Consider the following 18,216-nt stretch of genomic DNA (forward strand, 5'->3'; position numbering starts at 1 on the left):
CATGCCCACCCGCCCCAACGTGCTGTTCGTGATGACCGACCAGCAGCGCTTCGACACGATCGCGGCGCTCGGCAACCCCCACGTCGCCACCCCCAGCCTCGACCGGCTGGCCGCCCGGGGGACCGTCTTCGACAACGCGTACTCCACCAGCCCGGTGTGCGTGCCGGCCCGCTACACCCTGCGCAGCGGCTGCGAGGCGACGATGACCGACGTCTACGACAACACGGTGCCCGGCGGCGGGCACGCCGCGATCAGAGAACGGTGCGGCCCGTACCTGGCCGAGGCGATGGGCCTGCGCGGGTACCGCACGTGGGGCGTCGGCAAGTTCCACACGACGCCGTGGGACGCGCCCGTCGGCTACGACGTCCAGCGGCACAGCGAGGAGTTCTACGACACCCCCGAGCAGCGGGCCGGTGACGCGTACGCGGCGTGGATCGCCGCCGAGCACCCCGCCTACGACTGGATCGAGGCACTGATGGGGGAGCGGACCGACATGTACTACATGCCGCAGCTCAGCCCCCTGCCCGCGGAGTGCACCGTCGAGTCCTGGGCCACCAGGGAGGCGATCGCGCTCATGGACGCCGACGACGGCCGCCCCTGGTTCGGCCTCGTCTCCTACATCGGCCCGCATCCGCCGTTCGCGCCGCCGCTGCCGTACAACCGCATGTACGACCCGGACCGCATGCCGGACCCGGTGTGCGGCGACCGCGACGTCGACCACCTCGACCAGCACATCCCCTGGATGAACCACCTCGTCTACGCCGAGGACGTCGACCCGCACCGTGCCCGCGCGCTCAAGGCCCGCTACTACGGCGAGATCAGCTACATCGACGGCTGCGTCGGCGACCTGCTGGACGCCGTCGAACGCAGGCCCGACGCGGACGACACCGTCATCTGCTTCTTCTCCGACCACGGCGACCTGCTCGGCGACCATCACGGCTGGCAGAAGGAGAGCTTCTTCGAGGCGTCGGCGCGGGTGCCGTTCCTGATCTCCTGGCCGGGCCGCGTCGCCGCCGGCGAGCGCCGCTCCGAGCTGGTCTGCCTGACCGACCTGTTCGGCCTGGCCACCTCCGCCGCCGGGCGGCCCGAGCTGCGGCAGGGCGGCGACCTGCTCGGCCTGCTCACCTGCGCGGCGCGGCCCCGCGAGACCCTGTTCGGCTTCCACGGGCGGCCGGGGACCCGCCGGTTCAAGGCGATGGTGCGGCAGGGGGACCTGAAGCTGATCTGGATGGCCAACGGCGGGCACCGGCTGCTGTTCGACGTGGCGGCCGACCCGCACGAGCTGGAGCCGCTCCAGGACAGGGAGCGGGCCGACGAGCTGACGGCGCTGCTGGCCGGGCGGCTGCTGGCCGATGGTGTGGTGGACGCCTTCGAGGGGGGCGAGCTGCGTACCTTCCCGTACGAGGAGTGGCCGCTGACCCGTATCCACCAGTTCGACCGGTCGCGCGGAGTGACGGGCTTCGGCGGCTCTTGACCGCCGCCTGATCACTCCGTACGTTCCGAGCGAGCGCGGTTGACGACGGCATCGCCCGGAGGTGGCAATGACAGACCAGCCCGGCACCAATCCAACCTGGCCCGATCTCCCCCCGGGCCCGTACGGAACCCTCTCGCCGGACATCCCGCGCCGCCACGCGGAGGCCCCCATGGAGGACGCCACGCTGCCCAGCGGCGACCGCGTCCCCATGATCGTCCGCTACGCGGACGTCCGTGCGCTGCTCATGTCGCCCGCCGCGAGCCGCAACCTGCGCGAGCCCGGCCTGCCGCGCATGGCGCGCGGCCCGTTCCTGGACGACGACCCGGCGGCCCTGGTGAACCAGGACCCGCCCGAGCACACCCGCTACCGCCGCATCACGCACGCCACGTTCACCCCGAGGAACATCGAACGCTGGCGTGCGCGCACGGCCGCGATCGCGGGCGAGCTGATCGACGCGGCCGGGCAGGAGTTCGACCTGGTGGCCGACTACGCGCTGCCGCTGCCCGCCCGGGTGATCTGCGAGGTGCTGGGCGTGCCGATCGACCGCTACGAGCAGTTCCTCGGGTGGACGGAGCTGTTCCTGGCCACGAACGAGGCGAGGGAGGAGGCCAGGGCCGAGGGGATGGCCGCGTTCATCGCCTACACCGGGGAGCTGATCGAGCAGCACCGGGCGGAGCCGGGCGACGACCTGATCGACCTGCTCATCGCGGCCCGCGACGGCGGCGACGGGCTCAGCGAGGACGAGCTGGTCAACATGGTGTTCACGCTGATCCTGGCCGGACACGAGACCACCGCCTCCATGATCGCCCGGGGCACGTTCAGGCTGCTGTGCCACCCCGCCCAGTACGCCGAGCTCGCCGCCCGTCCCGGCCTGCTGGAGCCCGCCGTGGAGGAGATCCTGCGGCACGAGGCCCCCGGCAGCAACGGCATGCTGCGGCGGCTCACCGCCGACGTCGAGATCTCCGCCGGTGAGCTGCCCGCGGGGAGCGTCGTCCTGCCCAACCTGTACGCCGCCGACCACGACCCGCACGTGTTCGAGGATCCGCTGCGGTTCGACGTCCACCGCTTCGCCGGGGCCTCGCCCACGCCGCACCTGGCGTTCGGCCACGGCCCGCACTACTGCCTGGGCGCGAACCTGGCCCGCATGGAGTTGCAGGAGGCGTTCCGCGCCCTGGTGACCCGCCTGCCCGGGCTGTCCGCGCAGGAGGACCTGGCGGCCGTGCGGTGGGCCGAAGGCTTCGTCCACCGGCCGGTCCGGCTCCTGGTGAAGGCGGGCTGACCGGTCAGGGCCTGGTCACGAGGATGCCGTCGTCGTCGGAGAACAGCTCGGCGCCCGGGTGGAAGACGATGCCGCCGAAGCTGACCGGGATGTCGCGTTCGCCGGTGCCCTGCTTGCCGCTCTTGCGGGGGTTGGAGCCGAGGGCCTTGACGCCCAGGTCCAGCTCGCGCAGGGCGGCGACGTCGCGGACGGCGCCGTTGATGACCACGCCCGCCCAGCCGTTCGAGACGGCCAGGCCGGCGATGAGGTCGCCCATGAGCGCGGTGTGCAGCGAGCCGCCGCCGTCCACGACCAGCACCCGGCCCTGACCCGGCTCGGACAGCACCCGCTTGAGCAGCGCGTTGTCCTCGTGGCAGCGGACGGTCACGATCGGGCCGGAGAAGGCGCGGCGGCCGCCGTACTGGCGCAGTTGCAGGTCGCAGGAGTCGAGCTGGTCGCCGCGCTCGTCGAACAGGTCGGCGGTCACGATGGTCATGCGGGGTTCCCTTCTCACGGATCCACGGGCAGCCGCCGGGCGGCGACGCCCGCCCAGCCGAGGCTGAGCGCGGTCACGAACAGGACGCCGCCGGCGCCGAGGCCGGCGGCCATGAGGCCGGCCGCGCCCGGGATGACGAGCTGGCCGGTGCGGTTGCCGACCAGGCGCAGCGACATGGCCCGGCCGCGCATGCCCGTGGGTGCCGACTCTGCCAGCCACGACATCGTCAGCGGCTGCCCCACGCCGAGGCCGAAGCCCACGACGACGAGCAGCGCGGCCAGCAGCCACACGGGCATCGGCACCGGGGTGAGCAGCATGGCGACGGCCGCGCCGAGCGTGCTGACGACCAGCAGCCTGCGCCGGCCCACCGCGCGGGCCAGGCGGCCGAGGAAGAACCGCGACGTCATGGACGCCAGCCCGCGCAGCGTGAGCAGCAGCCCGACGGCGCCCGCGCTCAGGCCCAGCTCGGTGCCGAGGGCGGGCAGGTAGGCCAGGGTGATGTCCACGGCGGCCAGCACCACGCAGCTCGTCAGCAGCGCGTGCGCGAGGCCGGGCAGGCGCAGCAGCGCCCGCAGGTCGCCGCCCTCCGCCTCGGCGCGGCCGGACCGGTGGCTGGGCAGCAGGGCCGACAGGACGAGCAGCAGCACGGCCAGGCCGCACGACGCGGCGAAGATGCGGCCGGTGTCGGGGATGGCGCCCGCGCCGCCGAACGCGGCGATCAGCAGCGGGCCCGCGGCCTGGCCGAGGGAGGCGGCGAAGGTGTAGTGGCCGAAGGCGGTGTCGTGCCGGCCGCGCTCGGTGGTGTTGGCGACCAGCGCCTGCTGGGCGATGACGCTGCCCAGATGGCCGGTGCCGAGCAGGATCCCGGCCGCGATCAGCCCGGCGACGGTGTGGCCGAGCGTGGTGAAGGCGAGGGCGGCGGCGGCCAGCAGCAGCGCACCGGCGACGGCGATGCGGCGCTCGCCGTAGCGGTCGGCGGCGTGCCCGGCGGGCAGCGCCAGCAGCAGCGGCGCGAGCGCGAAACTGGCGCCGAGCACCCCGAGCAGGGCGGGCGGCACACCGAGCTCGATCGCCCGGTAGGACATGGTGGGACGCAGGACGAACGTGATGACCTGGGCGCCGGCGGAGTGGGCCAGCAGGACGGCGTGCCGATGCCACACGTCAGACATCGGCCTCGGGCTGGTGCTTGCGCAGCCGCCAGGCGGCCTGGGCGCCGAGGCTGGTGTCGATGTGCTCGCGCATGACGGCGGCGGCCGACTCGGCGTCGCCCGCGATCACGTACTCCAGCAGGGCCACGTGCTCGGCGGCCTTGCGGTCGCGGGCCGCCTGCCCGCGCTCGACCTCCAGGGCGAGACGGCGGTAGCGATCCGCCTTGTCCCACAGGCCGTCGAGGGTCTGGACGAGCAGGTCGTTGTGCGAGGCGTGGTAGAGGGCCGCGTGGAACTTGCGGTGGGCGACGAGCTCCTCGTACGCCGGGTTGCCGGGCAGCGGTTCGAGCCCGTCGAGCGCGGCGCGCATGGCGGCGATGTCGGACTTGGTGCGGCGTTCGGCGGCCAGCGCGACGGCGAGCGGGTCGAGGCTGCGGCGCAGCTCCAGCAGGTCGCGGGCCTCCTCCGCGGCCAGCGGCGCGACCCGGGCGTCGCGGTGCGCGTCCAGCTCGACCAGCCCCTCGCTCTTGAGCCTGCGCAGCGCCTCGCGCAGGGGAGTGGTGCTGATGCCGATGTCGCGTGCGAGCTGTGCCTGCGCGATGACCGAGCCGGGAAGCAGCGTCCCGGACAGGATCAGCTCCTTGACACGCAGGTAGGCGAAGTCCGCCTTGGTGGTGTAGAGCTCGGCCGCTGATTCGCTCATCGCTGTCCCGTCTCGTCGCCCGATGACCGTTATAACCTACACCCCTCTCCGGACTTGTCGACAAGTGTCGGATCTGAGCAGATCGCCGGGAAGTGCGGGCAGCTAGCGGATATAAGGCATTAAGCATGGCTTATCGCGTTACATTCAGGAAACAGGGGGTTGACGTCATAGGTTATAACGAAGCAGAGTGTGCGGCATCGCAGGCGGCGGCTGGTCAGAGCCTCGCCTGGTCTAGGAGGAAGCACATGACCACCTTCCACCCCCCTTTCCGCACCCTCGGCGCCGCCGTGCTCGCACTCGGGCTGCTCACGGCATGCGGCGGCGGTGGCGAGGCGGCGAAACAACCGCCGCCGAACCAGATCGCGGCGGGCCAGGCCCCGTCGTACTACCCGGCCGAGTACGCCCAGCTCATGGAGGCGTCCAAGAAGGAGGGCGGCACCCTCACCATCTACTCCAACACCGACCAGGAGAACTGGGCGCCGATCTTCCGCGACTTCCAGAAGAAGTACTCCTGGGTGACGAAGATCGCGGCGAACAACCTGGACAGTGACGAGGTCTTCCAGCGGGTGCTCAGCGAGCAGGCCACCGGCAGCTCCCCGGCTGACCTGGTGGTGTCGAACGCCGCCCAGGCGTGGGCCGACTTCGCCGCCCGGCCGGGCACGCTGATGGAGTACGCCTCGCCGGAGAAGGGCAAGCTGCCCGAGTTCGGCGAGCTGCTGCCCGGCGTGTACGCGATGTCGGTCGACCCGATGTCGATCGCGTACAACACCTCGCTGCTGCCCGGGAAGCCGACCGGCTTGAAGAGCCTGGCCGCGATCCTGGCCAAGGACCCCGCCCAGTACAAGAACAAGATCACCACCAGGGACGTGGGCGGCGCGTTCGGCTTCACCGTCTCGCACGCCTTCGCCGACGCCCGCCCCGAGTCGTGGACGTCACTGCAGTCGGTGCTGCCGCTGGCCAGGCCGGAGACCTCCTCGGGCACGCAGATGGAGAAGATCATCGCGGGCGAGTACGTGGCCGGCTTCTTCGTCAGCGCCGCCCCCGCCTACCCGGTGGTGGCCAAGAGCGGCGGCCTGCTGGAGATCTCCTTCCTCGACGACGGCACCGTCGTGCTGCCGCGCGGCGTCGGCATCGCCGCCAAAGCGCCGCACCCCGCCACGTCCAAGCTGTTCGTGGACTTCCTGCTGTCGCAGGAGGGCCAGCGGGCGGTGGCGGAGGGCGGGCTCACCTCCTACCGCGACGACGTCCAGGACGCCGACGGGCTGCACACCTACCAGGAGTTGGTCAAGGCGGTGGGCGAGGCCAACGTGATAGTCGCGAAGTACGAGAAGGTTCCCGACGCCGAGGTCAAGTCCTTCACCGACAAGTGGAACGGCCTGCTCGGCAGATGACGCGGACAACCATCACCTCGTCTCCGCCGCGCTACCGCAGGCCGCTGGGGCTGACCAGGGAGAGCTGGCTGCAGTACGCCGTGCTGCTCCTGCTGGCCGTCCTGGTGCTGGCGCCGGTCGTGCCGACGCTGTACCAGTCCTTCCTCGACCGCCCCCTGTACGAGGCGGGCGGCGTGCTCGGCCTCGACAACTACGCGCGGCTGTTCACCGAGGCGGGCTTCGGCCGGGTCGTGCTCAACACGGCGCTGTTCGCCGCGCTCACCACCCTGCTCAGCCTGCTCATCGCGGTGCCGATGGCCGTCGTCGTGGTGCGCACCAGGCTGCCCGGCGGGCGGCTGTTCGCCGCCGCCATGCAGTGGCCGTTCTTCATCTCCTCGCTCATTCTGGGCTTCGGCTGGATCACCATGTACGGCCCCGCCGGGTTCGTCAGCGTCGAGGTGCGCCGGCTGCTCGGGTTCCTGCCGTGGAACCTGTACTCCATCCCTGGCATGGCCCTCACCGAGGCCGTCGCGCTGGCCCCGATCGTCTACACGTTCTGCGCGAACGCGCTGCGCCAGAGCGACGCCTCGCTGGAGGCCGCCGCGCAGGTGTGCGGCGCGGGCCCGCTGCGCATCCTGCGCTCGGTGATCCTGCCGCTGCTGCGCCCGCCCGTCGTCTACAGCTCGATCCTCGTGGTCAGCATGTCGGTGGAGACGCTGAGCGTGCCGCTGCTGTTCGGCCAGCCGGTCGGCATCGACGTCTTCTCCACCTTCCTCTACCGCAACGGCCTGCAGTCGATCAACCCGGACTACGGTGTGCTCGGCGCGGCCTCGGCGATCATTCTGCTGGTCACCATCAGCCTGGTCGCGCTGCAGGCCAAGCTGCTCAAGGACGCCCAGCGCTTCGTGTCCGTACGCGGCAAGGCGACCCGGCCGCGTCCGCTGGACCTGGGGTGGCTGAAGTGGATCAGTGTGGCCGCCATCGCGTTCTACGTGGTGATGGGCGCGCTGATCCCGATCGGCGGGCTGGTGTTCCGCTCGTTCACGCAGGTGTTCACGCCGCTGCAGTCGCCGTTCAAGACCCTCACCGGCGACAATTACGAGCGCATCTTCACCTATCCGGTGTACGTGCAGTCGATCGTCAACAGCCTGCTCGTGGCCGCGATCGGCGCCGTCCTGGTCAGCGCCCTGTCGCTGCTGGCGGTGATGGTGGCCAGGCGTTCGACGTTCCGGTACGCCCGCGCGGTGGAGTACCTGGCGCTCGCCCCGCAGGCCATGCCCGGCATCATCGTCGGCATCGGCCTGTTCTGGGCGCTGGCGCTGTCCGGCGTGGGCGCGCTCATCCAGGGCACGCTGTGGGCGCTGATCATCGGTTTCGGGCTGCGCGCGCTGCCCAGCGGCTTCGGCTCCATCTCGCCGTCGATCATGCAGATCGGGCACGAGCTCGACAACGCCGCCCGCGTGTCGGGCGCCGACTGGGTGCGCACCTTCACCCGCATCCTCGCCTCGCTGCTGCGGCCCGCCTTCGCCGGAGCACTGATCCTGACGTTCGTGACCCTGCTCAAGGAGTACTCGCCCGCCGTGTTCCTGGGCTCGGCCGACTCCAACATCATCGGCACGACCATGCTCGAACTGTGGGTGCAGGGCAACACCGGCTCCGTGGCCGCCCTGGCCAGCCTGCAGATCGCCATCACGGCGACCTTCGTCGGGCTGGCCGGCCTTCTTCTCAAGGGACGTGACAAGGATGCCTGAGGTCAAGGTCGCCCATCTGTCCAAGCGGTTCGGGGACAACGCCGTACTGAACGACATCACCTTCACCATCGCCGACGGCGAGTTCTTCACCTTGCTCGGCCCCAGCGGCTGCGGCAAGTCCACCACCCTGGCCTGCATCGCCGGCCTGGAACGCCCCACCGGCGGCAGCATCGCCGTCGGCGAGGCCACCTTCGCCGGCGCCGGCACGTTCGTGCCGCCCGAGGGCCGCAACCTCGGCATGGTCTTCCAGTCGTACGCGCTGTGGCCGCACATGACCGTCGCCCAGAACCTCGCCATGCCGCTCAAGATCCGCAAGGTCGACCGGCGCGAGCAGGACACCCTCATCACCGAGGCGCTGGCCAAGGTGGGCCTGGCCGAGCTGAAGGACCGCTACCCGCACCAGCTCTCCGGCGGCCAGCAGCAGCGCGTCGCGCTCGCCCGCGCCCTGGTCTACTCGCCCAGCGTGCTGCTGCTCGACGAGCCGCTGTCCAACCTGGACGCCAAGCTGCGCGACCAGGCCCGCGCCTGGCTCAAACGGCTGCAGACCGAGCTCGGCATCACCACCGTGTACGTCACCCACGACCAGGACGAGGCCCTGGCGCTGAGCGACCGCATCGCGGTGATGTCCAAGGGCGACATGGTGCAGATCGGCACCCCGCAGGAGATCTACGAGACCCCCGCCACCGCCGAGGTGGCCGCCTTCGTCGGCCGCTGCAACTTCCTGACCGGCACGGTGTGCGGCCCGCGCGAGGTGCGCCTCGACTGCACCGGCCAGACGATCACCGTCCCCGACTCGGCCATCGAGGGCAAGGTGACCGTGGCGATCCGGCCAGAACGGCTGACGATCCTGCCACCCGGTGAGACCGGCGCGAACGTGCTCACCGCCCAGGTGCTGACCTCCTCCTACGTCGGCTCCCGGCACGAGTACGACCTGCGCCTGGGCGACCACGTCATCCAGGCCGAGACCACCCGCGCCGGGCTCACCGGCGAGGTGACGGTCGCCGTCGAACCCGCCGCCTGCCTGCTCTACCCGACCACCGACGCCCTGCCGAAGGACGTCGAAGCGCTCATCACCATCGCACAGTGAGGAATTCCGTGACCTCTTCCTACCGTCTTGGCGTGCTCGAAGGCGACGGCATCGGCCCCGAGATCGTCCCCGCCTCCGTCCTGGTCGTGGACGCCGCGCTCGCCGCCGCCGGCGCCCCGCCCGTCGAGTGGGCGGATCTGCCGCTGGGCGCGGCGGCCATCGGCACGCACGGCGACGCCGTACCGGAATCGACGCTGACCGCCCTGGAAGGGCTGGACGCCTGGCTGCTCGGCCCGCACGACAGCGCCGCCTACCCCGAGCCGCACCGCTCCAGGCTCAACCCCAGCGGCACCATCCGCAAGCGCTTCGACCTGTTCGCCAACATCCGCCCCGCCAAGTCCTTCGACGGCGCCGACGCCGTCGTGCCCGGCACCGACCTGGTCATCGTCCGCGAGAACACCCAGGGCTTCTACGCCGACCGCAGCACCTACAAGGGCACCGGCGAGTTCATGCCCACCCCCGACGTGGCCATCGCCATGGGCATCATCACCCGGCCCGCCGTCGAACGGATCGCCGTCGAGGCGTTCGAGCTGGCCTCCCGCCGGCGCGGCAAGGTCACCATCGTGCACAAGGCGAACGTGCTCAAGCTGACCACCGGCCTGTTCCGCGACGTCTGCCGCGAGGTCGCCGCCCGTTACCCGCAGGTCGCCGTGGACGACTTCCACATCGACGCGATGACCGTGCACCTGGTGCGGCGCGCGAACGACTTCGACGTCATCGTCACCGAGAACATGTTCGGCGACATCCTGTCCGACCTGACCGGGGAGCTCGCCGGGTCGCTCGGCATCGCGCCGTCCATCAACGCCTCCCACGAGCGCTGCATGGCCCAGGCCGCGCACGGGTCCGCGCCCGACATCGCCGGGCGGGACCTGGCCAACCCGATCGCGATGATCCTGTCCAGCGCGATGCTGCTCGACTGGCTCGGCGCCCGCCACCAGGACCCCTGCCTCGCCAAGGCCGCCGCGCTGATCGAGAGCGCGGTCGCCGACACCGTGCGGGGCGGGACGCGGACCCGCGACATGGGCGGCACGGCGGGCACCCGCGCGTTCGCCGAGGCCGTCGCCGCCGGTGTGAAGCGATGATCGTCGCGGTCGTCAACGCCACCACCGCCTCCATCCAGCCCGCCGACGACGGGCTCGCCGAAGGGTTTCCCGAGGCCGACGCCTGGCACCTGCTGGACGACCGGCTCGTCACCGAGGCCGACGCGGCCGGCGGCATGACGCCCGCGCTGGCGCGCCGCATGCTCGCGCTCATCGACCACGCGGTGCGCGGCGGCGCCGACGCCGTGCTGCTGTCCTGCTCCATGTACGGACCGGTCGCGGGGCTGGCCCGACGGGTGCACGAGGTGCCGGTGATCGGGTCGGACGAGGCGATGTTCGCGGAGGTCGCCCGGCGGTCGGGCGCGGTGCTGGTGCTCGGCTCGCTGGAGTCGGCGGCGGCGGACTCGGCGCGGCGGCTGCGCGAGGTGGCGGACGGTGTCGAGGTGCGTGCTCTGGCCGCGCCCGGCGCCGCCGCCGCTGCCGCCGCGCAGGACTGGCCCGACCTGACGGACGCGCTCGCGCGGGCCGCCCAGCCTCTCCTCGGCGAGGCGGAGCTGGTGCTGCTCGGGCAGTACTCGATCAGCCCGGTGCACGCGGAGCTGGCCGCTCGCCTCGGCACCCCGGTGCTGAGCCCCCCGCTGGCGGCGGCCAGAGCCTTGCGCGAGGCATTGACATGAGCCCCCTGCTCGGTTGCGTCGCCGACGACTACACCGGCGGCACCGACGTGGCCGCCGCCTACCGCCGCTCGGGCCTGCGCACGCTCCTGTTCTTCGGCACACCCCCCTCGGAAACGACCCTCCCGGCCTGCGACGCCGTGGTCATGGCCCTGAAGACCCGCTCCGTCCCACCCGCCGAGGCGATCACCGCATCCCGGGAAGCCCAGGACTGGCTGACCACCCAGGGAGCCCGCCGCCTCTACTTCAAGTACTGCTCCACCTTCGACTCCACCGACCGGGGCAACATCGGCCCGGTGACCGACGCCCTGGTGGAGGCGAGCGGCGCCGGCCTGACGGTGGTGTGCCCCGCCTCACCCGAACACGGCCGCACCCTCTACCAAGGCCACCTGTTCGTCGGCGACAGGCCGCTGTCGGAGTCGCCGATGCGGCACCACCCGCTCACCCCCATGACCGACTCCGACCTGGTCCGGGTCCTGAGCAGGCAGACCCCGCACCCGGTCGCGCTGGTGCCGCTGCAGACGGTCGAGCGCGGCCCCGCCGCCGTACGCGAGGCGCTGGACGACCTGGCGGCCAGGGGCGTCCGCCATGCCGTGACCGACGCCGTCACCGACGGCCACCTCGACACCATCGCCCGCGCCACCACCCACCTGCCGGTGCTCACGGGCGCCGCCGGGCTGGCCCGCGCCCTCGCCACCGGCGACACCGCCGAGGCCATGCCCGAGCTGCCGCCCGGCCCGTCCGTCATCCTGGCGGGCAGTTGCTCGGCGGCCACCCTGGAGCAGGTGGCGCACGCCCGCGACCACATGCCCGCACACCACCTGCGAGCCCGCGACGGCGCGCTCCCCGAGGCGCTGACCTGGCTGGAGGCCCACCTCGGGCAGGAGAACCGGGTGATCGTCCACACCTCCGCGCCGCCCGGGCAGCGTTCGCCCGCCGCCGCGCCGTTCCTGGAGCGGGCGCTGGCCGCCGTCGCGGCCAGGGCCGCCGAGCTGGGCGCGCGCCGCATCGTGGTGGCCGGGGGAGAGACGTCCGGCGCCGTGGTGAACGCGCTCGGCGTGTCCGGCGCGGTCGTCGGCGCCGAGGCGGACCGCGGCGTGCCGTGGCTGCTCACCACCGGCCGCCCGCCGCTGGCTCTGCTGCTCAAGTCCGGCAACTTCGGCCGCCCAGACCTTCTCCTGCGAGCCACGGAAGCACCATGACCGACCTGACACAGCAGATCGCCGAGCTGGGCGCGTCCCTGTTCGACCGGCGGCTCACCCACGGCCGCACCGGCAACCTCAGCGCCCGCACCGGCGACGGCTTCCTCATCACGCCGACCGGCGGCTCCCTCCGCTCGATCGGCGAGCTGTCGCTGGTCAGCCTGGCGGGCGAGCACCTGGACGGCCCGAAGCCGTCGAAGGAGGCGTTCCTGCACGCCGCCCTCTACCGCGCCCGCCCGCACGCCGGCGCGGTCGCGCACCTGCACAGCACGTACGCCGTGGCCGTCTCCTGTCACGACGGCCTGAACCCCGGCGACGTGCTGCCGCCACTGACCGCCTACTACGTGATGCGGGTCGGACGGCTGCCGCTGCTGCCGTACCACGCGCCGGGCGATCCCGCGCTGGGGCCGATCGCCGAGCGGGCCGCCCGCGACGCGCACGCCCTGCTGCTGGCCAACCACGGCCCCATCGTCGCCGGACCCGATCTGGCCGCCGCGGCCGACGCGATCGAGGAGCTGGAGGAGACGGCTCGGCTGTGGCTGCTGCTGCGCGACCGTCCCGTCCGGCCGCTCACCCCCGACCAGGTCAGGAGCCTGTCATGATCCCACCCTCCGAGCTGATCTCCTTCGGGGTCGCCGTGCTGACCTCCCTGGGCGTGCCCGAGCCGGACGCCCGGCTGGTCGCCGACAGCCTGGTCACGGCCGACGCCTGGGGGCATCCGTCGCACGGCATGCTGCGCCTGGAGTGGTACGCCGACCGGCTGCGCTCCGGCGCCATGCGTCCCGTGACCGAGGTGACCACCGTGCTGGACGGCGGCGCGGTCGCGGTGCTCGACGGCCGCGACGGCGTCGGCCAGGTCGTCACCGCGTACGCGGCCCGCGACGCCGTCCGCCGGGCGGGAGAGCACGGCGTCGGCGTGGTCGCCGTCCGCAACAGCAACCACTTCGGCACCGCCGCCTACTTCACCCGCATGATCGCCGCCGAGGGCTGCGTCGCCCTGCTGACCACGAACGGCAGCCCCGCCATGGCGCCGTGGGGCGGCCGGGAGAAGAGCGTCGGCGCCAACCCCTGGTCCATCGCGGCGCCCGGCGGCCGGCGCGGCCCCGTCGTGCTCGACATCGCCAACACCACGGTCGCCCGGGGCAAGATCTACGCCGCCCTGGAACGCGAGCAGCCCATCCCCGAAGGCTGGGCGCAGAGCGCCGCCGGTGTCCCCACCACGGACGCGCGTGCGGCGATCGACGGGCTCATCCTGCCCATGGCCGGGCACAAGGGGTACGGCATCTCGTTCATGATGGACGTGCTGTCGGGCGTGCTGACCGGCAGCTCGTACGCCACCGACGTGGCGGGCCCGTACGTCCCCGACCGCCGCAGCGGCTGCGGCCACCTGCTGCTCGCGCTGCGCCTGGACGCCGTGGCCGACCCCGCCGACTACGCCCGCCGCCTCGACGACCTCATCGACCGCACCAAGGCCGTGCCGCTCGCGCCCGGCTACGACGAGATCTTCTACCCCGGCGAGATCGAGGACAGGAACGCCGCCGCGACCACCGTCCGGCTGCCCGGCAAGACCCTGCGCGGCCTGGAACGGCTCGCCGGGACGTGCGCGCTCCCGCGACCCGGCTGGATGAGCGCATGTTCGTCGTGATCGTCCACCTCCAGGTGCGGCCCGACCGGCTCTCCGCCTTCCTGCCCGGCATCGAGGCCAACGCCCGCGCCAGCCGGCAGGAGCCCGGCTGCCTCCGCTTCGACGTGCTGCGCGCCGACGATGATCCGCACCGGTTCGTCCTGTACGAGATCTACCGCGACCAGCAGGCGTTCTTCACCGAGCACCGCGCCGCGCCGCACTACGCCGCCTGGCGGCGGATCGCCGAGGAGTGCGTGACCGAGCACCGCAACACCTTCTGCCACCCCGTCTCGCTGCAAGGGCAGGACTCGTGACCGACCACCTCACCGTTGGCGCCCGCCGCTACCGCATCCATCCCGTGGCCGCGCCGCTTCCGTACAGCCTGCGGATCATGCTGGAGAACCTGCTGCGCCACGGCGCGCCCGAAGAGCAGGTGCGGGCGCTCACCGGCTGGCAGCCGCGCGGCGACCGTACGGCGGCCGTGGACCTGCATCCGGCCCGCGTGTTCCTGCACGACACCAACGGCGTGCCCGCCCTCGCCGACCTGGCCGCCATGCGCGACGCCATGGCGGCACTCGGCGGCGACCCGGAGCGCGTCAACCCGGCCATCCCCGCCGAGCTGGTCGTGGACCACTCGATCATCGCCGACGTGTTCGGCCGCCCCGACGCGCTGGCGCGCAACGCCGAGCTGGAGTACGAGCGCAACGCCGAACGCTACCGCTTCCTGCGCTGGGGGCAGGCGTCGCTGCGCGGCTTCACCGTCGTGCCGCCGGGCAAGGGCATCATGCACCAGATCAACGTCGAGCACCTGGCCCGCGTGGTCATGACGAACGACGGGGTCGCCTACCCTGACCTGTGCCTGGGCACCGACTCCCACACCACCATGGTCAACGGGCTCGGCACGCTCGGCTGGGGCATCGGCGGCATCGAGGCCGAGGCCGCCATGCTCGGCCAGTCGGTGTCCATCCTCGTCCCCGACGTGATCGGCGTGCGCCTGCACGGCGGGCTGCCCGTCGCCGCCACCGCGACCGACCTCGTGCTCACCCTCACCGAGCTGCTGCGCGCCCACGGCGTCGTCGGCAAGATGGTCGAGTTCCACGGGCCCGGCGTCACCGCGCTGCCCGTCACCGACCGGGTGACCATCTCCAACATGAGCCCCGAGTTCGGCTCCACCGCCGCGCTGTTCCCCATCGACGCCGAGACCATCCGCTACCTGCGCTTCACCGGCCGCTCCGACGAGCACGCCGGCCTCGTCGAGGCCTACGCCAAGGCGCAGGGCCTGTGGCACGACCCCGCCGCGCCGCCGTCCTACACCGCCGACCTCGACCTCGACCTGTCCACCGTCGTCCCCTCCGTCGCGGGGCCCCGCCGCCCCCAGGACCGCATCCCCCTGGACGGCGTCAAGGCGGCCTTCCGCGAGCAGGAGCGGACACCCGCCCCGCGGGCCGGACAGATCACCCACGGCAGCGTCGCCATCGCCGCCATCACCTCCTGCACCAACACCTCCAACCCCTCCGTCATGATCGCCGCAGGGCTGCTCGCCAGGAAGGCCGCCGAGCGCGGCCTGCGCGCCAAGCCCTGGGTCAAGACCACCCTGTCGCCCGGCTCACGCGTCGTCATGGACTACTACGGCCAGGCCGGGCTGACCTCCTCCCTGGAGCGGCTCGGCTTCACCCTGGCCGGGTTCGGCTGCATGACCTGCATCGGCGCGTCCGGCCCGCTCGTCGAGGAGGTGTCGCTGGCCGTCGCCGAGCACGACCTCGACGTCGCCGCCGTCCTGTCCGGCAACCGCAACTTCGAGGGCCGCATCCAGCCCGAGGTCCGCTCCAACTACCTCGCCTCCCCGCCGCTCGTCGTCGCCTACGCCATCGCCGGCACCGTGGACCTCGACCTCACCACCGAACCCCTCGGCGCCGACCCCGACGGCCGTCCCGTCTACCTGCGCGACCTGTGGCCCAGCCCCGCCGAGGTGCGCCAGGTCATCGACGAGGTGATCCGCCCGGACATGTTCACCCGCGCCTACGCCGGCGTCCTCGACGGCGACGAACGCTGGCAGCGCCTCGACGTCACCGGCTCCGCCACCTACCCCTGGGACCCCGGCTCCACCTACGTCCGCCGCGCCCCGTACCTCGACGGCATGTCGCAGGAACCGCCGCCCGTCACCGACATCACCGGCGCCCGCGTCCTGGTCAAGCTGGGCGACTTCATCACCACCGACCACATCTCCCCGGCCGGCGCCATCCTCCCGTCCAGCCCGGCCGGCCGCTACCTCACCGGCCTCGGCGTGCCCCGCCACCAGCTCAACACCTACGCCTCCCGGCGCGGCAACCACGAGGTCCTGATGCGCGGCGCGTTCGCCAACGTCCGGCTGCGCAACCACCTCGCGCCCGGCACGGAAGGCGGCCTCACCCCGAACCTGCTCGACGCCGGCCGCCTCGTCAGCGTGTACGAGGCCGCCCGCGCCTACCAGGAGGCCCGCGTGCCCGCCGTGGTCCTGGCCGGGGAGGGCTACGGCGCGGGCTCCTCCCGCGACTGGGCCGCCAAGGGGCCCGCGCTGCTCGGCGTGCGGGCCGTGATCGCCCGATCCTTCGAACGCATCCACCGCTCCAACCTCGTCGGCATGGGCGTCCTGCCGCTGCAGTTCCTCCCCGGGGAGGGCGCCGACGAGCTGGGCCTGACCGGCCACGAGACCCTCACCATCACCGGGCTCGACGTCCTGAACGGGCCTGACCTCCCGCCGACGCTGACCGTCGCCGCCGGGGCCGTCACCTTCCAGGCCCGGCTGCGCCTCGACACCCCGCGCGAGGCCGACTACTACCGGCACGGCGGCATCATGCCCTACGTCCTGCGCCGCCTCCTGACGCCGTAGGCGGCGATCTTGAGGAGGTTTCTGCGCCAGCATCCCGCCATAAATGATGATCTGGTCGAGTCGCGGCGCGAGATCCACCGGCATCCCGAGCTCGCCGGAGCGGAACGGCGACGCACCGCGGCACTGATGGCGGACCCCCTGCGCGAGGCGCCTGGCCGTGCCCGTCCGTGCCCTTCCGTGCCCGTCCGTGGCCTGCCTGCCCCGTCCGGCCCGCATGGCGCGAACGGCGGCTGATTCGCCGCGCGACCGTCGCGTGCCGCCCACGACGGCGCGTCCGCTGCCGGCCCCGGCGTGATCGACCGCTTCGACTCGCTCCAGCAGGTGGTCGTGCGAGAGGAAGAAATCCGGGCGCGGCGCGACCGTACGACTGGAGGACGCCGTCATGCTGGAACACGGCACCCCTGAGTGACCCGCGACCCGTCGTCAGACGGGCGGCGGGGTGGGAAAGCTCGCCGCCGTGGTCAGGCCGGTGCTCTCCAGCAGGCGCTGATGGTTGAGCACCGCGGCGTTCGCCTGCTCGGCGAAGCGGCGGACCAGAGTGTTCTGCGTGCTGCCGCGTACCGACCCGATCAGCCCGAAGATCTGGCCGTGGGCCAGGCGCAGCCATTTCACGTACGTCCTGTCATAGGCGGTGCCGGACCTGTCGGAGATGTCGCTCATCCACGCTTGCTGCTGAGTGGTGGGTTTCACCGGCAGCTTGATCTCCAGCTTCGCGGCGACGTCCCGCACCTGCCGGTCGAGGGTGTGGTGCTGGCTGGCGATCTCCTTGCTGATCTCGCGTACGCGGGCGGTGCCCGCGCGCTGCACAGCGTCCTGGGCCATGGGCATCTCCCACAGGCTGGCCAGCCGGACCTTGCGGACGAGGTCCCGGTCCGCCTCGGACAGCGGACCCCACTCGGTCTGCCGCGTTCCGGCGTCTGTTTCCTCGGCCGAGGGCGCGAAGGACGGCTCGGCCGTCTCCGTTTCGACGGCGGCCGGTACGGTGCTCGGCGCGAAGGCGCCGGCGCCGGGCGTGGGGGTGTAGCCCGCGCAGGCGCTTGTCATGCAGAGCAGACCGGCACCGCAGGTGATGAGCACGCGACGGCTCCCGCGGAGTCGCATCCGCCGTCACCCCTTCCGGGTCTGGGATGTGGCGCTGGTATTCATGGATACGCCGGTGGGGAGCAGTACGTTCACAGCGACCCCCGGGTGGTGCTCAGCCGAGGCGGCGGGCCCGGTCGAGTAGATATCGCCGCTCGACCTGGTTGCCGGTCAGGGCGGCCGCCTCGCGGTACAGCAGCGCCGCGCCGGGTGCGTCGCCGGTCATCTGGAGCAGGTGGGCGCGCACGGCGCGTTCTCGTTGCCGCGTCAGCGGTTCCCGATCCAGCCGGTGGCGGCGGTTGAGGTCGTCGAGCAGCGCCAGCCCCCGGCCCAGCCCGTACACCCGGCCCGGCCCGTACACCCGGGCCACCGCCACCACCCGGCTCAGCCGCACGGGCGCGGTCGGGCTGAGCCGCTCCAGCCACAGGTACAGCGCCGCG

The 18,216-nt window shown here is 72.5% G+C and carries 17 protein-coding genes; 12 read left to right on the forward strand and 5 right to left on the reverse strand.

Translation table 11 applies throughout. The features are described 5' to 3' along the window. Position 1 precedes the first annotated feature (1 nt). Together FXF51_RS43200 and FXF51_RS43205 are read left to right on the forward strand one after the other, a co-directional pair. Positions 2–1,474, forward strand: a complete 1,473-nt coding sequence (locus FXF51_RS43200) for a sulfatase (protein WP_148440585.1) — start codon at positions 2–4, stop codon at positions 1,472–1,474. A 169-nt stretch (positions 1,475–1,643) separates the two neighbouring features. Beyond that, a complete protein-coding gene (locus tag FXF51_RS43205) occupies positions 1,644–2,753 on the forward strand; it encodes a cytochrome P450 (RefSeq protein ID WP_262380208.1) in 1,110 nt (369 codons plus the stop codon). A gap of 4 nt (positions 2,754–2,757) precedes the next feature. Here the strand turns inward: FXF51_RS43205 and rraA are convergent, their stop codons facing one another. From rraA to FXF51_RS43220, 3 genes are read right to left on the reverse strand one after another with little or no spacing between them, the layout of a single operon-like run. Further along, positions 2,758–3,228, reverse strand: a complete 471-nt coding sequence (gene rraA, locus FXF51_RS43210) for a ribonuclease E activity regulator RraA (protein WP_148440587.1) — start codon at positions 3,226–3,228, stop codon at positions 2,758–2,760. Between the two features lie 14 nt (positions 3,229–3,242). Continuing rightward, a complete protein-coding gene (locus tag FXF51_RS43215) occupies positions 3,243–4,397 on the reverse strand; it encodes an MFS transporter (RefSeq protein WP_148440588.1) in 1,155 nt (384 codons plus the stop codon). After that, positions 4,390–5,079, reverse strand: a complete 690-nt coding sequence (locus FXF51_RS43220; protein WP_148440589.1) for a GntR family transcriptional regulator — start codon at positions 5,077–5,079, stop codon at positions 4,390–4,392. The genes FXF51_RS43215 and FXF51_RS43220 overlap by 8 nt, the downstream gene beginning before the upstream one ends. A gap of 245 nt (positions 5,080–5,324) precedes the next feature. Here FXF51_RS43220 and FXF51_RS43225 point away from each other — a divergent pair, with 245 nt between their 5' ends. From FXF51_RS43225 to acnA, 10 genes are read left to right on the forward strand one after another with little or no spacing between them, the layout of a single operon-like run. Further along, entirely contained in the window at positions 5,325–6,470 is a 1,146-nt protein-coding gene (locus FXF51_RS43225) for an ABC transporter substrate-binding protein (protein WP_148440590.1), read from the forward strand. Beyond that, positions 6,467–8,200, forward strand: coding sequence for an ABC transporter permease (locus tag FXF51_RS43230; RefSeq protein WP_148440591.1), 1,734 nt, complete (start codon positions 6,467–6,469; stop codon positions 8,198–8,200). Before FXF51_RS43225 ends, FXF51_RS43230 begins: the two co-directional genes overlap by 4 nt. Further along, positions 8,193–9,287 carry an ABC transporter ATP-binding protein gene (locus FXF51_RS43235; protein WP_148440592.1) on the forward strand — a complete coding sequence of 365 codons (1,095 nt, stop codon included), beginning with the start codon at positions 8,193–8,195 and terminating at the stop codon, positions 9,285–9,287. The genes FXF51_RS43230 and FXF51_RS43235 overlap by 8 nt, the downstream gene beginning before the upstream one ends. Before the next feature lie 8 nt (positions 9,288–9,295). Continuing rightward, complete coding sequence (locus FXF51_RS43240; protein ID WP_222871719.1) at positions 9,296–10,369, forward strand: isocitrate/isopropylmalate dehydrogenase family protein; 1,074 nt, start codon at positions 9,296–9,298, stop codon at positions 10,367–10,369. Continuing rightward, a complete protein-coding gene (locus FXF51_RS43245) occupies positions 10,366–11,004 on the forward strand; it encodes an aspartate/glutamate racemase family protein (protein ID WP_148440594.1) in 639 nt (212 codons plus the stop codon). The genes FXF51_RS43240 and FXF51_RS43245 overlap by 4 nt, the downstream gene beginning before the upstream one ends. Then, the gene (gene otnK / locus FXF51_RS43250) at positions 11,001–12,203 is read left to right on the forward strand and encodes a 3-oxo-tetronate kinase (RefSeq protein WP_148440595.1); all 1,203 of its coding nucleotides are present in this window, start codon (positions 11,001–11,003) and stop codon (positions 12,201–12,203) included. Before FXF51_RS43245 ends, otnK begins: the two co-directional genes overlap by 4 nt. Then, on the forward strand, positions 12,200–12,805 hold the full coding sequence (otnC, locus tag FXF51_RS43255) for a 3-oxo-tetronate 4-phosphate decarboxylase (RefSeq protein WP_148440596.1): 606 nt from the start codon (positions 12,200–12,202) through the stop codon (positions 12,803–12,805). Before otnK ends, otnC begins: the two co-directional genes overlap by 4 nt. After that, on the forward strand, positions 12,802–13,848 hold the full coding sequence (locus FXF51_RS43260; RefSeq protein ID WP_148440597.1) for an Ldh family oxidoreductase: 1,047 nt from the start codon (positions 12,802–12,804) through the stop codon (positions 13,846–13,848). Before otnC ends, FXF51_RS43260 begins: the two co-directional genes overlap by 4 nt. Further along, positions 13,836–14,141, forward strand: coding sequence for a putative quinol monooxygenase (locus FXF51_RS43265; protein WP_148440598.1), 306 nt, complete (start codon positions 13,836–13,838; stop codon positions 14,139–14,141). The genes FXF51_RS43260 and FXF51_RS43265 overlap by 13 nt, the downstream gene beginning before the upstream one ends. Next, positions 14,138–16,696, forward strand: coding sequence for an aconitate hydratase AcnA (gene acnA, locus FXF51_RS43270; RefSeq protein ID WP_316247668.1), 2,559 nt, complete (start codon positions 14,138–14,140; stop codon positions 16,694–16,696). The genes FXF51_RS43265 and acnA overlap by 4 nt, the downstream gene beginning before the upstream one ends. A 423-nt stretch (positions 16,697–17,119) precedes the next feature. On the opposite strand, the gene FXF51_RS43275 is transcribed toward acnA, so the two are convergent. Both FXF51_RS43275 and FXF51_RS43280 read right to left on the reverse strand, forming a co-directional pair. Further along, positions 17,120–17,740 carry a DUF4142 domain-containing protein gene (locus FXF51_RS43275; protein ID WP_187414898.1) on the reverse strand — a complete coding sequence of 207 codons (621 nt, stop codon included), beginning with the start codon at positions 17,738–17,740 and terminating at the stop codon, positions 17,120–17,122. A gap of 151 nt (positions 17,741–17,891) precedes the next feature. Then, positions 17,892–18,170, reverse strand: a complete 279-nt coding sequence (locus FXF51_RS43280; protein ID WP_262380209.1) for a hypothetical protein — start codon at positions 18,168–18,170, stop codon at positions 17,892–17,894. Positions 18,171–18,216: the final 46 nt, after the last annotated feature.

Source organism: Nonomuraea sp. PA05 (assembly GCF_008086045.1).
In the GTDB taxonomy this organism is placed as follows: Bacteria; Actinomycetota; Actinomycetes; order Streptosporangiales; family Streptosporangiaceae; genus Nonomuraea; species Nonomuraea monospora.

Coding starts and splice junctions, on each gene's coding strand:
- FXF51_RS43200 (WP_148440585.1), top strand. CDS start 2: ATGCCCACCCGCCCCAACGTGCTGTTCGTGATGACCGACCAGCAGCGC.
- FXF51_RS43205 (WP_262380208.1), top strand. CDS start 1,644: ATGGAGGACGCCACGCTGCCCAGCGGCGACCGCGTCCCCATGATCGTC.
- rraA (WP_148440587.1), bottom strand. CDS start 3,228: ATGACCATCGTGACCGCCGACCTGTTCGACGAGCGCGGCGACCAGCTC.
- FXF51_RS43215 (WP_148440588.1), bottom strand. CDS start 4,397: ATGTCTGACGTGTGGCATCGGCACGCCGTCCTGCTGGCCCACTCCGCC.
- FXF51_RS43220 (WP_148440589.1), bottom strand. CDS start 5,079: ATGAGCGAATCAGCGGCCGAGCTCTACACCACCAAGGCGGACTTCGCC.
- FXF51_RS43225 (WP_148440590.1), top strand. CDS start 5,325: ATGACCACCTTCCACCCCCCTTTCCGCACCCTCGGCGCCGCCGTGCTC.
- FXF51_RS43230 (WP_148440591.1), top strand. CDS start 6,467: ATGACGCGGACAACCATCACCTCGTCTCCGCCGCGCTACCGCAGGCCG.
- FXF51_RS43235 (WP_148440592.1), top strand. CDS start 8,193: ATGCCTGAGGTCAAGGTCGCCCATCTGTCCAAGCGGTTCGGGGACAAC.
- FXF51_RS43245 (WP_148440594.1), top strand. CDS start 10,366: ATGATCGTCGCGGTCGTCAACGCCACCACCGCCTCCATCCAGCCCGCC.
- otnK (WP_148440595.1), top strand. CDS start 11,001: ATGAGCCCCCTGCTCGGTTGCGTCGCCGACGACTACACCGGCGGCACC.
- otnC (WP_148440596.1), top strand. CDS start 12,200: ATGACCGACCTGACACAGCAGATCGCCGAGCTGGGCGCGTCCCTGTTC.
- FXF51_RS43260 (WP_148440597.1), top strand. CDS start 12,802: ATGATCCCACCCTCCGAGCTGATCTCCTTCGGGGTCGCCGTGCTGACC.
- FXF51_RS43265 (WP_148440598.1), top strand. CDS start 13,836: ATGTTCGTCGTGATCGTCCACCTCCAGGTGCGGCCCGACCGGCTCTCC.
- FXF51_RS43275 (WP_187414898.1), bottom strand. CDS start 17,740: ATGACAAGCGCCTGCGCGGGCTACACCCCCACGCCCGGCGCCGGCGCC.